Source organism: Salinimicrobium sp. TH3, assembly GCF_026676115.1.
GTDB lineage: Bacteria > Bacteroidota > Bacteroidia > Flavobacteriales > Flavobacteriaceae > Salinimicrobium.
In genome coordinates, this window is sequence record NZ_JAPONB010000004.1 from 296,012 (window position 1) to 310,632 (window position 14,621).

12 protein-coding genes are annotated in these 14,621 nt (G+C 41.2%); 6 read left to right on the forward strand and 6 right to left on the reverse strand.

What is annotated here, in order from left to right; translation table 11 throughout:
* Positions 1 to 8 precede the first annotated feature (8 nt).
* Entirely contained in the window at positions 9 to 1,208 is a 1,200-nt protein-coding gene (locus OU683_RS08800; protein WP_268137307.1) for an alanine dehydrogenase, read from the forward strand.
* 6 nt (positions 1,209 to 1,214) lie between these two features.
* The gene (locus tag OU683_RS08805; RefSeq protein ID WP_268137309.1) at positions 1,215 to 1,586 is read left to right on the forward strand and encodes a hypothetical protein; all 372 of its coding nucleotides are present in this window, start codon (positions 1,215 to 1,217) and stop codon (positions 1,584 to 1,586) included.
* Between the two features lie 160 nt (positions 1,587 to 1,746).
* Here OU683_RS08805 and bcp read toward each other — a convergent pair whose 3' ends face one another.
* On the reverse strand, positions 1,747 to 2,196 hold the full coding sequence (bcp, locus tag OU683_RS08810; protein ID WP_268137311.1) for a thioredoxin-dependent thiol peroxidase: 450 nt from the start codon (positions 2,194 to 2,196) through the stop codon (positions 1,747 to 1,749).
* A gap of 32 nt (positions 2,197 to 2,228) precedes the next feature.
* Here bcp and OU683_RS08815 point away from each other — a divergent pair, with 32 nt between their 5' ends.
* Positions 2,229 to 2,891: an endonuclease III domain-containing protein gene (locus tag OU683_RS08815; protein WP_268137313.1), complete on the forward strand. Its 663-nt coding sequence runs from the start codon at positions 2,229 to 2,231 to the stop codon at positions 2,889 to 2,891.
* A 207-nt stretch (positions 2,892 to 3,098) separates the two neighbouring features.
* Here the strand turns inward: OU683_RS08815 and OU683_RS08820 are convergent, their stop codons facing one another.
* Positions 3,099 to 3,683: an RNA polymerase sigma factor gene (locus OU683_RS08820; RefSeq protein ID WP_268137315.1), complete on the reverse strand. Its 585-nt coding sequence runs from the start codon at positions 3,681 to 3,683 to the stop codon at positions 3,099 to 3,101.
* Between the two features lie 247 nt (positions 3,684 to 3,930).
* On the opposite strand from OU683_RS08820, the gene uvrA reads away from it, so the two are divergent.
* Positions 3,931 to 6,717 (forward strand): excinuclease ABC subunit UvrA, encoded by a 2,787-nt coding sequence (gene uvrA, locus OU683_RS08825; protein WP_268137317.1) that lies wholly within the window; start codon positions 3,931 to 3,933, stop codon positions 6,715 to 6,717.
* Between the two features lie 259 nt (positions 6,718 to 6,976).
* A complete protein-coding gene (locus tag OU683_RS08830; RefSeq protein WP_268137319.1) occupies positions 6,977 to 8,023 on the forward strand; it encodes a hypothetical protein in 1,047 nt (348 codons plus the stop codon).
* A gap of 104 nt (positions 8,024 to 8,127) precedes the next feature.
* Here OU683_RS08830 and OU683_RS08835 read toward each other — a convergent pair whose 3' ends face one another.
* Genes OU683_RS08835 through OU683_RS08850 form a run of 4 tightly spaced genes read right to left on the reverse strand, consistent with a single transcriptional unit; the run spans position 8,128 to position 13,613 of the window.
* Positions 8,128 to 9,591, reverse strand: a complete 1,464-nt coding sequence (locus OU683_RS08835) for a lipopolysaccharide biosynthesis protein (protein ID WP_268137321.1) — start codon at positions 9,589 to 9,591, stop codon at positions 8,128 to 8,130.
* A complete protein-coding gene (locus OU683_RS08840) occupies positions 9,591 to 10,874 on the reverse strand; it encodes a glycosyltransferase family 4 protein (RefSeq protein ID WP_268137323.1) in 1,284 nt (427 codons plus the stop codon). Before OU683_RS08840 ends, OU683_RS08835 begins: the two co-directional genes overlap by 1 nt.
* 21 nt (positions 10,875 to 10,895) lie before the next feature.
* Positions 10,896 to 13,313 carry a YfhO family protein gene (locus OU683_RS08845; protein ID WP_268137325.1) on the reverse strand — a complete coding sequence of 806 codons (2,418 nt, stop codon included), beginning with the start codon at positions 13,311 to 13,313 and terminating at the stop codon, positions 10,896 to 10,898.
* A gap of 24 nt (positions 13,314 to 13,337) precedes the next feature.
* Positions 13,338 to 13,613: a DUF4834 family protein gene (locus OU683_RS08850; RefSeq protein WP_268137327.1), complete on the reverse strand. Its 276-nt coding sequence runs from the start codon at positions 13,611 to 13,613 to the stop codon at positions 13,338 to 13,340.
* Between the two features lie 105 nt (positions 13,614 to 13,718).
* Here OU683_RS08850 and OU683_RS08855 point away from each other — a divergent pair, with 105 nt between their 5' ends.
* Complete coding sequence (locus tag OU683_RS08855) at positions 13,719 to 14,615, forward strand: transporter (protein WP_268137329.1); 897 nt, start codon at positions 13,719 to 13,721, stop codon at positions 14,613 to 14,615.
* Positions 14,616 to 14,621: the final 6 nt, after the last annotated feature.

Genomic DNA, 14,621 nt, shown 5'->3' on the forward strand with positions numbered 1-14,621 from the left:
AGTTAATTATGACAGAACATGTATCTCCTTTTACCCGGGAACAATTGATTCCGCAGGAAGAAACCCTTGAAGTCTACAAACACAAAGGCCAGTTGTTTATTGGCATCCCCAAAGAAAACGCCTACCAGGAAAAGAGGGTTTGCCTTAGTCCCGATGCTGTTGCTGCAATGACAGCTCACGGTCACCGGGTGCTAATAGAATCGGGTGCAGGAGAAGGAGCGAAATTCAGTGATAAGGATTATTCAGAGGCAGGAGCCGAAATCACCAAAGACACTAAAAAGGTCTTTACCTGTCCCATGATCCTTAAAGTAGAGCCGCCTACACTGGAGGAGCTGGATCTTGTAAACCCGCAGACCACCATTATATCTGCACTGCAGTTAAAAACCCAGAAGAAAAGTTATTTTCAAAAACTTGCTTACAAAAGGATCACCGCCCTTGCTTTTGAATTTATTAAAGATGACGATGGCACTTATCCCGCGGTAAGGGCACTTAGTGAAATTGCCGGGACAGCCTCTATTCTTATTGCTTCCGAAATTATGAGCAACAATCCTGCTGGGAATGGTCTCATGTTTGGTAATATAAGCGGAGTACCCCCCATTGAAGTTACAATTTTGGGTGCTGGGACAGTTGGGGAATTCGCTGCCCGTTCAGCTTTGGGACTTGGTGCAAATATTAAGATATTCGACAACTCCCTCACAAGGTTAAGGGCTGTCCAGGCTAATTTGGGCAGGCCGTTGCACACCTCCACCATCCAGCCAAAAAATCTTATCAAAGCTTTAAAAAGAAGTGATGTGGTCATTGGTGCAGTGCGGGGAATAAACCGTTCACCAATCTTAGTGACCGAAACCATGATAGAGCACATGAAAAAAGGTGCCGTGGTGATTGATGTAAGCATTGATATGGGAGGTTGCTTTGAAACCAGTGAGGTCACCACTCACGATAAACCCACCTTTGTAAAAAGCGGGGTGGTACATTATTGCGTTCCTAATATTCCTTCCCGCTATGCCCGCACAGCTTCCCTTTCCATCAGTAACATTTTCACACCTTATCTTTTGCATATTGCCGAACAGGGCGGACTTGAAAATACTTTAAGATTTGACAGAGGTCTCCGAAATGGTTTGTACTTTTACCACGGAATTTTAACCAACAAATCTATTGCAGACTGGTTTGATCTCTCTTACAGGGATATCAACCTCCTTATTTTTTAATTCTCAATGAAATTTATTCACAGACTCGGTTATTACCTTGGAGGTTTTGCCATTGGTTTAGTCATACTGGCATTTTTTTTAAGTGGAAAAAAAACTTCCTGCGCCTATGGACCGGATGCCCGGGTACTCAAAAATATCAGGTTAAAAGAAAGGGCTTATTCTGAAGAAGCAAAAGCTGAAATGGAGAGGCTGCAAATAGATACAGCCTCCATTACCGGGGTTCTTAAAAAGGGAGATATCGACTTCGGCCGAAGCAATACAGATCTGGATTCCTGCAAAACCTATATGGTTACAGGAAACTCTGTTTCAGGAGAACTGGAAATGCTCTTCGAAAATTGTGATTCAACTGCTACCCTTCAGAAGATCTGGAAAAAATAAAAGACCGCTCCGCTGCAAGAGCCAAGAGGCAAGAGGCAAGAACCAGGATAGTGATTAGATTCCATTTGTTTTTCCAGATCTTTATTAAAGATCCTTTGCCGTTGATTCATTGAAAAATATCCCCTTAAAATTCAAACCTTAAACCTGGAACCTTAAACCTTCACAGGATCTGTCCTGCATGTTCTTTGGTTTTTACTTTCGAAATTACATCAGAGATTACTCCGTTCTCATCAATTACGAAGGTGGTACGGTGAATGCCATCATATTCTTTTCCCATAAACTTTTTGGGTCCCCAAACTTTAAAGGCATTTATAACTTCCTTGGCTTCATCAGCCAATAAAGGAAAAGGAAGGTTATTTTTTTCTTTAAAATTTTGCTGTCGTTTGGGAGAATCGGCGCTCACACCCAAAATTTCATAGCCTTTATTCTGAAAAGTTTCATAATTATCCCTTAGGTTACAGGCTTCGGCAGTACAACCTGGAGTACTGGCTTTAGGATAAAAGAACACTACAAGTTTTTTGCCTTTATAATCTTCCAGTTTGTGTTCATTTCCATCCTGATCTTTAGCAGAGAATTTTGGCGCCTTATCGCCGGGTTGAAGTGTTGTCATAATTAGTACTTTTGTTTCAAAGTTACATATTAATGACCAAGAAGGAAAAAGTTCAATTCGTCATAGACACCTTAGCCGAAATTTACCCCAATGTTCCAATCCCTTTAGACCATAAAGATCCTTACACGCTCTTGATCGCTGTTTTACTTTCGGCACAAAGCACAGATGTTCGTGTGAACCAGATCACGCCCCTCCTATTCGCCAAAGCAGATAATCCTTTTGCTATGGCCAAACTTTCTGAAGATGAGATTAGAGAGATCATTAAACCTGTGGGATTGTCCCCTATGAAAGCTAAAGGGATCTACGGGCTTTCCCGAATCCTTATTGATAAGTATGACGGGGAAGTTCCGGCAGATATCGATGCCCTGGAAGAGCTTCCTGCTGTAGGGCATAAAACCGCCAGCGTTGTAATGTCCCAGGCTTTTAATATCCCTTCCTTCCCGGTAGACACTCATATCCACCGACTCATGTACAGGTGGAATCTTTCAAATGGCAAAAATGTAGTGCAAACAGAGAAGGATGCAAAAAGGCTTTTTCCAAGGGAGTTATGGAATGAACTTCACCTGCAAATAATCTGGTACGGGCGGGAATACTCTCCGGCCAGGGGCTGGGACCTTGAAAAAGATATTATTACAAAAACCATCGGGCGCAAAAAAGTTCTGGAAGAATATCATAAAAAAAAGACCCGCGGTTAGCAGGTCTTTTTTAGGTTAATTCAAAATTGATTCAAATTCCAGCTTTTTATAAGTGCTTATTTTTAAAGCCTTAGAGTAGTTCAAAAGGAAATTAATTGTTTCCTTTTTTGGGGACATTGTTTTCAATTTTTTTCGAGAGTAAAGTTTTGCCATTATTGGTTATTTAAGATTGTAACTTAATAACGGCCAGACTTTAATCTTATTGTACTAATTAGTTAAAACTAAATTGTGTTTTTCTATAACTTTTCGCAGGTTTATCAAAGCGTATCTCATTCGTCCCAAAGCGGTATTAATACTCACTCCTGTTCTTTCTGAAATTTCTTTAAAACTCATGTCTTTATAGATCCTCATTACAAGAACTTCAAGTTGATCTTCGGGTAGTTCCTTGATCAACTCCTGTACATCTGCCTCGATCTGGTCCTTGATGATCTGCTTTTCGGCATTTAAACCGGAGTCACATAAAACAGAAAAAATATTGAAATCCCCGCTATTCTCGAACTTGGGCATTCTCTTGTTTTTCCTGAAATGGTCAATTACAAGGTTATGAGAAATTCGCATCACCCAGGGTAGAAATTTACCTTCTTCATTGTACTTCCCTCTTTTTAAGGTTCTGATTACCTTAATGAAGGTATCCTGGAAAATATCTTCAGCAATGTCTTTGTCAAAGACCTTGGAAAAGATAAAACTATAAATTCTTTGTTGATGTCGGTTGATTAGAATAGAAAGTGACTGCTCGTCTCCTTCCATATAGCTTTTCACAAGAAAAGCGTCGTTTGCCTCGGCGTTATTCATAAGAGTTACTTTTCCAGGCTGTTGGGGTAGCCTGACGGTTAGTTATTACAAGTTCAAAGTAACTTTATGCAATAGGCAAATTTTGATTTAAGATTATTAACAGCAAATATAACAGGAAAATTTTCACTTAAACAAATAAAAGGTTAATGTTTTTAACAATTTAATTATCACTAAGTTATATTCCCCCACCCGCAAGCTGAAAAATTTGAAGATTAAGTACCTTTGCAAATTCAACAGAAATTTAGGTATGCAAGTAGATATCTCAGGAGTAGATCCAAAAGAGAATATAATTATAAAAGGAGCCCGCCTCCATAACTTAAAGAACATAAATGTCGTAATCCCGCGGAATAAGCTGGTGGTCCTTACCGGCCTTTCGGGATCGGGGAAATCTTCACTGGCCTTTGACACCTTATATGCTGAAGGCCAGCGTCGCTATGTGGAAAGCCTTTCCTCCTACGCCCGGCAATTTCTTGGCAGGCTAAATAAGCCATTAGTAGACTCAATTAAGGGTATTGCCCCGGCCATTGCTATTGAACAAAAGGTAAATTCCACAAACCCCCGTTCTACCGTAGGGACTTCAACTGAAATTTACGACTACCTTAAACTGCTTTTTGCCCGTATTGGAAAAACCTACTCCCCTGTTTCTGGTGACGAGGTAAAGAAGGATACGGTGACCGATGTTATCAATTATGTAAAGACTTTTCCTGAAGGTTCAAAAATGCTGCTTTTAGCACCTGTTCATGTTGAGCAAAGCCGCACCCCCGAGGAAAAACTGAAGGTCCTCCTTCAACAAGGCTACAGCCGGATTAAATTTAAAGATGAAGTACTTAGGATCGATGAAACGGACCTCTCTAAGATAGAAGAAAAAGACCTTTTCCTGGTAGTGGACAGGATCGTCACCAAAGATGAAGAGGATTTCCTGAACCGCCTGGCAGATGCCATCCAAACTGCTTTTTTTGAAGGGAAAGGTGAACTGTTCATTGAAAATCTTTCAGATAAAAAGATGCGACAGTTCAGCAATAAATTTGAATTGGACGGCATGACCTTTCTGGAGCCTAACGTGCATTTATTCAGCTTTAATAATCCTTATGGTGCATGCCCAAAATGTGAAGGTTACGGCGATGTCATTGGAATTGATGAAGATCTTGTAATTCCTAATACCGGTTTATCTGTTTATGAAAATGCTATTTTCCCCTGGCGCGGGGAAAGTATGAGCTGGTATCGTGATCAACTGGTGAACAATAGCCATAAATTCAATTTTCCTATTCATAAACCTTATTTTGAATTGACCCAGGAGCAAAAGGATCTAATTTGGAATGGAAATCAATATTTTGAAGGTTTAAATCAATTCTTTGCTTTCCTGGAATCCAAAGCTTACAAGATTCAGAACCGAGTAATGCTTTCCCGCTATCGCGGAAAAACAAGATGTTCTGTTTGTAAAGGTAAAAGACTAAGGCCAGAAGCCAATTACGTAAAGGTAGGAGGAACTAACATTACCCAGCTGGTAGAAATGCCTATTGATAAAGTTTCAGAATTTTTTGACCAGCTGCAGCTTAGTGAATCTGATGCTGCCATTGCCAAAAGACTTTTAACCGAAATAAGGAACAGGCTTGGATTCCTTTCCAAAGTGGGATTGACTTACCTTACCCTCAACCGTAAGTCCAATACCCTGTCGGGAGGGGAATCCCAAAGGATCAACCTTGCCACTTCATTAGGAAGCAGCCTGGTGGGTTCCATGTACATCCTCGATGAACCTTCCATTGGTTTGCATCCCCGGGATACATTAAAACTTATTGAAGTTTTAAAATCTCTTCGGGATCTGGGTAATACCGTGATTGTCGTAGAGCACGATGAAGATATTATGAAAGCTGCCGATGAGATCATCGATATTGGACCCGAAGCCGGGACCAACGGCGGAGAGGTTGTCGCCTCCGGAACTTATAGTGATATCCTGTTATCTAATTCTCTAACCTCTCAATATCTAAACAACACCCTCCAAATTGAGGTGCCGTCCAAAAGACGGGATTACAAATATTTTATTGATGTCATTGGGGCCAGGGAGAACAACTTAAAAAATATTGATGTGAGATTCCCCCTGGGTGTTTTTACCGCCGTAACGGGAGTTTCAGGAAGCGGGAAAAGTACGCTGATCAAGCGAATCCTTTATCCTGCTATGACTAAAGAAATTAGCGGTTACGGGGAAAAGGCCGGCCAGTTCACCAGGATAGAAGGGAAATTCAGTAATATTACTTCAGTAGAATTTGTTGATCAAAATCCTATTGGGCGTTCCTCACGGTCAAATCCTGTGACCTACATTAAGGCCTATGACGACATCAGGAATTTATTTTCTAATCAAAAGCTGAGTGATATTAGAGGTTATAAACCAAAACATTTTTCCTTCAATGTGGATGGCGGTAGATGCGAAACCTGCAAAGGGGAAGGAGAAGTGACTATTGAAATGCAATTCATGGCCGATGTACATCTCCTTTGTGAAACCTGCAATGGAAAGCGCTTCAAAAAAGAGATCCTGGAGGTGAAATTTGCAGATAAAAATATTGATGATATCCTTAACCTGACCATTGATGATGCTGTAGCTTTCTTTGCCGACAATGGGGAGGATAAGATCACTTCAAAGTTAAAACCCCTGCAGGACGTAGGATTAGGTTATGTACAATTGGGGCAAAGCTCCTCCACTCTTTCTGGCGGGGAAGCCCAAAGGATAAAGCTGGCTTCCTTTCTCGTGAAAGGAAATTCAAAAGAAAAAGCACTTTTTATTTTTGATGAACCCACCACCGGTTTACACTTTCATGATATTCAGAAGTTATTGAAATCCTTTAATGCGCTACTGGCAAAAGGCCATTCGGTCATCGTAATAGAACATAATATGGACCTGGTTAAATGTGCAGATCATGTCATCGACTTAGGCCTAGAAGGTGGTGAAGCCGGTGGCCAGCTTATAGCAGCCGGCACTCCCGAAGAAGTAGCAAAAAACAAGAAATCCTACACCGCACCCTTCCTGGAAGAGAAGTTGTGAAAATATCATTTTAGACACCCATTATTTAACAATGGAAAACTTTAAATAACGATTCTTGGCATAGCCTTTGAATTAAATTTAGTAATTGCAAGAGTAATGTTTTTATAATTTATTGTAATTAATAATTTTTGGTTGGTTAGTTTGGAAACCCCGTATAGCTTAATGCTCACGGGGTTTTCTAATTTTTGGCACGTAGTTTGAATGTAATTAAATGTACTGGCAAAACGGTACAATAGTTTAATCTCTAAATCCCCCTATTATGAAAAATTTTTACCTCTTATTGACTTTACTGGTGGTTGGATTTTCTACCAAAGCTGCTCCTTCAGCCGGGGAGAACTTTGAGCGTCGAGGTTATGAAGATGCTTTTATTTTTGTGGAAAGAGGGGTTGAATTTGCCGTTTTCCCTGACGGCCAGTTTGATTTCTTTTTTAATTCCCGAAAAAACTTCAACCGTATCCCGCCTCATGTTAACTATAGCTTTAATTCCGGTTACAACTACGGTCCCTTCGTACAATATGATGATTTTGGAGCCGTGATACAAATTGAGAATGTCCCGGTTTATTATGACTACTATGGAAGGATCATTAAGGCTGGACGTGTTCAAATTAGATATAATGCCTTTGGAATGGTGAACAGGATTGGGAATATGTTTGTCAATTATAATCCTTATCGCCAGTTCACGCATACTTCGGGTTATATCAATAGCAGGAATGTTCATTACGTTTATCGCCCATGGCACGATTACTACATGAGACCCAATTCCCACTTTGCTGTGGTTTACAATGAACCATACCGCCTGTATTATGAACCAAACAGGATGAGGTACAATTCATACAAGAAGTATTACCACAATAACTATTATAACAACAACTCTTTTCAAAAGAGCTATTATAGACCCGGAGAGAAAGTTACTTCTTACCAAAGAGGAAGAAGAGTAGAAGATCAAAGGGATATTAGAACCCATAACGCGGCTCCACGGGCAGCAGCTTCGACTTCTCATTCCAGGGAAGAAAGGGAGGTACGACGCAGCACAACTACTCCTCAAAGAGCAGAATTTGGAAGTAGAAATTCAAGAGTGGAAACTCCTGCAGTACAGCAACGGGTTGTTCGGCAAAGTAGAGCGGCAAATGTTCCTGCTCAAAGCAGCGCACAGCAAAAAAGCAGAAGCTCTTCTGTAAACGCTACTCCCGCAAGACAGGTGCAGGCACAAAGCAGAACACAGCGATCTGCGACCGTGAACTCTGCAACCGTAGAGGAATCCCCTTCCTCGACAAGAGGAACAAGAAGTTCCAGAGGAGGAAATTAATATTTAGTTTTGGTTGGTTAGTTGATTGATCCCCGGTTGCAAGTGCGCCGGGGATCTTTTTTTAAAAAAAATAATATTTCTGTAAGACCGCTCTGGGGTAAACTTTACCGCTTCAGGAACCTGAAACTTTGGTTGATAATCTTATTTATTTCCGGAGAAAGCTTCAGCATATAAATGACCAGGACGTAAAGAAGAGCTATGATTCCCGACTTCAAAACTATATTCACCACCGGATGCCACTGGAAATTCCAGAAATAAAATCCCAGGGAAAATAATAAAATCAGAAAAAGGCTATATGCGGTTTCCTTTGTAAAAGGATGAATACGGAATTTCTTCAGCACCATCACCAGCTTAACAGTATTGTAGCAGGCAAAAGCAAGAAAGGTGGCCAGCGCAGCTCCTAAGAGCTCAAAAACAGGAATTAGAACAATATTCAGTACAAAGGCAAGGACGGCTAGAAAAACGCCTATTGCCAGTACCAGCCGGTAGTAATCTGAATTAAAAAGTATACTGTTATTATTTCCCAGTAAATTATCATAGAGTTTCACGCAACTAATTAAGATTACAATCGAGTAACTAATCTGGTATTCCGCGGGAATTAGAGCATAAAGCTGGGAAATGTTGGTGATGATCAACAAAAAAATGAGTCCGCTAATAATTAAAAGGTTCAGGGAACTCTTTTCATAAAGGTCCAGAAGTCCTTTTTTATCTCTTTTGTTGAGCAAAGAAGCCGTCATGGGATAAGTGATTTGGTGCATTGCTCTTGAAGGCACAGCGATTACAGAAGAAATATAAACCGCAATCCCGTACACCGCCACCATTTCTATGGGAAGGAATCTTTCTATCATCACCTTATCCAGATCAAGCAACACCATGGCCACCGATCCCGCGATGAGGATCAAAGCCGAATATTTCAGAATAAAAGATCTGTTATGCGGAAAAGAAAAACTAAGCTTCGGGAAATATAAGCTGAAGGCATAAAACATCATGAATATTAGGCGCAAAATGAAAACAACGCCAACAGCATAAATGAAATTTTCAATGGAAATGTAACTGAAGTAAACTGCCAGCAACAGCAGGGAAATACAAACCCGGTGGAACACCTCTTTCATGAAATTCCCGAACACACTTTTATAATATACCTTGGCCCAGGCAAAAAAGATCTCGAAATATGAAGTCGCCAACGCTATGACAAAAATGAGCCAGATGTAAGGCTTTACCAGCCCGTCCCCTTCAGAAAAATAATTGAGCAACAGATCATAAGAAAAATAACCAATAAGACCGAGAATGAGCGAGATCCCCAGCGGTAAAAGAAGAATAACGCTTAGCAGCTTATCCTTCTCTTCATCCGAATCATAAGAGCTGTAAAACTTCACAAGGGTGTTGTGCACCCCAAAAGCCATAAGTGGCCAGATAAGATTTGCGGCCGATAGCAGGAAACCTACTAATCCGTAATATTCAGGTGTAAGGAAATTTGTGTAAAGGAACAGCGTGTTGATAGCTCCTATTCCAAATCCCACATAAGTGGTAGTGAGGTTTTTGGCCGACTGGCTAATGATGATCCCCATTAAAGCTGCTTTATTTGATTTGCCAGCTTCTTTGCCAGGGCCCGCCTGCTGTATTGTTGAAGCCCAATTGGAAAAGATCTCAATTCCCCCTTTTTAAACAGCTCATACTTTTCCTGAAGAAAGGCTTTAATTTGCCCTTTTTGAGAGTACAGAAAATACGATCCTGTATTGGTTTCCTGAATGATCTTTTGAATATCGGCCTTCTCCGGACCTACAGCAAGTATTGGTCTTTCACTTACCATGTATTCAAATAATTTCCCCGGAATAATTCCCCTGGTTTCTTCACTGTCGATCTCGATCAACAGGAGCAGCTGCGCACTCCTTTGTAATTGCAAGGCTTCCAAATGAGAAACATAATTCTTTAAAACGAGCCAATCCTTTAAACCGGCTTTCTTAATACTCTCCAGTACCGGCTCTCCCACTGCTCCAACCAATTTAAGCTGAAAAACCCTGGCAAAATCTTCATTTTCGCGAATTAATTCTGAAAGTGCCTGCCAAAGGTTTTCAGGGTTTCTTCCCGAAAGCAAAGATCCAATATGAGCAATGCTAAATTTTTCATCCATTCGAACTTTATCCACCTGCTCTGTATCGTAACCATTAGTGATCACTTCAATTGGCCGATTGGTTTTTGACGCGAATTCCTCCCGGGTGGTAAAACTGGTGGTGATAATTTTATCTGCAGTTTGCAGCACCTCTTTTTCCAGCCCTTCATGTTTTTTTTGGGATCTGGAAAGGAGCTTTAATTTGCTGTGGTAGCCAATTTGCGTCCATGGATCCCGAAAATCGGCTATCCACTTCACTCCCATTTCTTTTTTCAGCTGTAAACCTATGAGGTGCATACTGTGAGGAGGTCCGGTGGTAATAATGGTATCGATCTCATGCTCCTTCAGGTATTCTGAAAGATTTTTTACTGAAGGTTTGATCCAGAACTTTCGGGCATCGGGAATAAAAAAGTTTCCGCGGATGAACAGCATCAACTTTTGCAGGAATCCCTGCTTTTGTTCCTTCGGAATAATTCCGGAGCTGATAGTTTCAGTATCTTTTTTGGATAATAAACCAGCAAAAGCATAGGGCTCAAAAATGCCCTTTTTAAGCACCTTTATTCCTGAAGGTATTTCAGCTTCAAGAGAAGCATCTTTAAGAGGGTAATGAGGATTTTTTGGAGCATAAACTATGGGGTCAATCCCATTTTCCGGAAGATATTTCACGAATTTAAGCCATCGCTGTACCCCCGGGCCACCGGCCGGGGGCCAGTAATAAGTAACTATAAGTACTTTTTTCATAGCCCTGCTTAAAATGACAAATTATCTTCGTCTTATGCCCCAAACAATACCGCCAACCAGTAAAAGACCCAGCAGTATAGAACTTGCCAGTGCAATGGAGCTTCCGGTTTTCACTACCTGTGGTTCAAACCTAAAGGTGATCTCGTGCTGACCAGCCGGTACCATCATTGCCCGTAAAACATAATTCGCCCTAAAATGCGGGACTTCCTTCCCATCAATATAAGCCTGCCATCCGTGAGGGTAATATATTTCAGAAAAAACTGCCATTCCTCCATTTTCAGAAGAAGATTTATATACCAGTTCATTCGGTTGATATGATATCAAATCAATTTGAGCAGTAGTATCTACTGCAAACTGATTTTTTGGAAGTTGATCTGCAAATTTATTGTCTACTACCGCGACTTTTTTGGTGTTGATCCCATCCAGTGCCTTTATTGCCTCGTTCGCATTATCCACCAGTTTCACCTCCTGTATAAACCAGGCATTTCCGTTTGTTTCGGGATTTACCTGCGCCACCGTTCCATCTTCAGTTGGAATAATGAAATATTTTGTGTTCAGCATATTGAGCACCTGCAGGTTGTTCTGCGATAAGTAAAAATCATAAAGCTCCTGCATCCTGCCCGGTTTGGCAGCGTGATAACCTCCTACCGAATTATGGAAAAATGAGGTTCGGGCGGTATTGAAAGGACTTCCGCTTAGATCGAATACTCGGTAATGAGCATCATCTTTCATGATCTCCCGGTCTGCTCCTGTAGGCTGAAATGGCTGATTCACCACGCTCGAGCGCACAAAATCTTCACTGTCAACATACCTTTTACCAACGCCAACAAGGTCAAAAAGAATGAGAGCACCAAGTGCCAAAAAGGCAATATTCCGGGTGAATTTTTGTTTTATATAGAACCACAGTACTGCTGCAGTAAGCAGCACGAGAACTAAAGACCTAATAGTATCAGCTGTAAAAACAGCTCTTCGGTCTTCCTTTAATGCCCGAACAAACTCTGGTCCCAACTGCTGAATCAAAACTCCGTCACTGGCACCTGTAAAGCTAAATAACATTCCTTTAAATAATAGGAATAGTAAAGCAATACCGCCGGTAATTATTGTCGCCCACGTAAGGGCATAAATTTTTCTGTCATCACTTTCTTCCCTAAAGAACAATCGCGACAGACCCGCAATTGCAAGTACCGGAATACACAATTCCAGTAGTACCTGAACGGAAGACACTGCTCTAAACTTGTTGTAAAGAGGCACATAGTTTATAAAGAAATCTGTAAGAATCCCAAAGTTCTTTCCCCATGAAAGCAGAAGGGCAAGCAGAGAACCGCCAACGACCCACCACTTTAGTTTTCCTCCAACAAGGAAAAGTGCAAAAACAAAAAGGAAAAGAACAGTTGCTCCTATATAGGCCGGCGCTCCAACAAAGGGTTGATCTCCCCAGTAAGTAGGTGCTGCTTCGGCAAATTGCGCGGCCTGCACCGGATTAGCGCCCAACTGCAACAGTTGATTATAAATGGCTGAATCTGTCCCTACATTCTCGGCACTGGAACCGCCCATAAATCTTGGGATGAAAAGATTGAAACTTTCCAGGATTCCGTAGCTGTATTCGGTTATATAATTATAATCAAGGCCTTCAGTTTTTTCCGCAGCACCATCAGGAGTGATTGTGAGTCCTGTGTCGCCCCGGGTACTAAAGTCGGCATATTCCTGGGTAGCCATTAAATTAGTTGCATTGGCGCCAATAGCCAGGAGTACGGCGACAACCATAAGTCCAAGGGCTTTAAAAAACTGTGGTAATTCCTTTTTCTTAAAGGCATTTATGAGGTAGACAATTCCAATGACGATCACCAGCAGGAGCAGGTAAAAGGTCATTTGAAAGTGATTTGCACTTATCTCCAGCGCCATTCCAAAAGCGAGCAATAAGAATCCGGGAATATATTTGCGCCTGAAGCACAGAAGGATTCCCCCAATTACCCATGGCATATAAGCTATTGCATGGGCTTTGGCATTATGCCCCACTCCCAGAATAATGATGAGATATGTTGAAAAACCAAACGCCAGGGCTCCCAGGAATGCTAACCTGTAATCTGTCTTCAGGACCAGGAAGAGGATATAAATTCCAATAAAATACAGGAAAAGATAGTCGGCCGGGCGTGGTAGAAATCGTAAGGCCCTGTCCAGTTCCTTTACATAATTGTGCGGGTAATTAGCTCCTAACTGGTAGGTAGGCATTCCTCCAAAGGCAGCATCTGTCCAGTAAGGCTCCTCCCCTGTTTCTACCCTAAATTCATTTTGTTGCCGCGCCATTCCAATATACTGCGCAATATCACTTTGAAATATCTCCTTTCCCTGAAGTACAGGGTAAAAGTATGCTAAGGAAATAGCGATAAACCCCAGAACAACTAAAATATGAGGAAGAACTTTCTTAAGGGAAAAATTCATAGGAAGAGGATTTTGGAGCGGAAATTAGTCAATTTCTTCATAATCGATATACTCTCCCACGTCATTGTTTGATTTTGGAGTTTTCTTGGGCTTGCCTTCAATATTCACTTCTCCTTCCCGGGGCTGTTGGGTCCTGGGATCGGATTGGTTAAACCGCTGCTCAAATTTCCTTCCTATCTTCTTCAACATCCATCGTAAAAGGAGAGGACCCAGCCAGCGCATTATAATTTTTAATCCAAAGTATATAAGCAGGACAATAAGAACTACTCTTAATACCTGGGAAAATGAAGCTTCGTGCATTCCAAAAATTTTGGTAAAATTACCATTCTGCTCAAAGAAAACCATTGCTGCAGCCGAAAAAAATGATAAAATCTCTATATTTGATCGTAACCAATCAGCCCGAATATGAGAATCTACGCGACTTTTTTAATTTTTTTTCTCTGCGGAAGTTTTTTAGCCACAGCACAATATACAGAAACTATCAACTCCAACCGTCCCGGAAATTCCCAGGGGGCCTTTGCTGTAGGACCTAATGTCTTACAACTGGAAGCCGGGGGGAAGTTTGGAAACGATGATCACGAATTGCTGCAAACTGAAACTGAACTTTGGGGAGTAGATTATGCTCTAAGATTCGGATTGTTCTTTGAAGAACTGGAAATCAACCTTATGGGATCTTTTCTGGACCAAACCACCAGCTACATGGTAGGAGCAGAAACTCAAAATTATGGAATAAGCAATTTTGATTCCAATACCATTGGGGTAAAATACCTTATTTACGATCCCAACAAAAATGCAAAAGCAAAAAAACCAAACCTTTACAGCTGGAAAGCAAATCAACGTTTTGACTGGAGTATTTTTATTCCTGCAGTAGCTGTTTATGGAGGAGCAAATTTCTCTTTTGGGGACAATCCCTACCTGTACGAGGGGCAGGGAAAATTCTCACCTCGTGCAGCGGTGATCACCCAAAACAACTGGGGACCCTGGGTTTTAGTTCTAAACGTTATTGGTGACCAAATTGGAGAAGAATTTCCAACCTATTCGGGTATTGCCACCCTTACACATTCCTTTTCCAAAAAATTCGCCATGTTTGGAGAGTTCCAAACCATCATAAGTGACATTTACAGTGATGAAATTGCCCGCGGAGGTCTCGCTTATCTTTTTCATAAAAATTTCCAGGCAGATATTTCAGGACTTATCAATTTCAAAGATACTCCCTCCCGTTGGCAGGTAGCCGGCGGACTTTCCTACAGGTTTGACTGGCATAAACAAGACCAGTACCTGGAAGCCCAGGAAGAATTATAGAAAGCA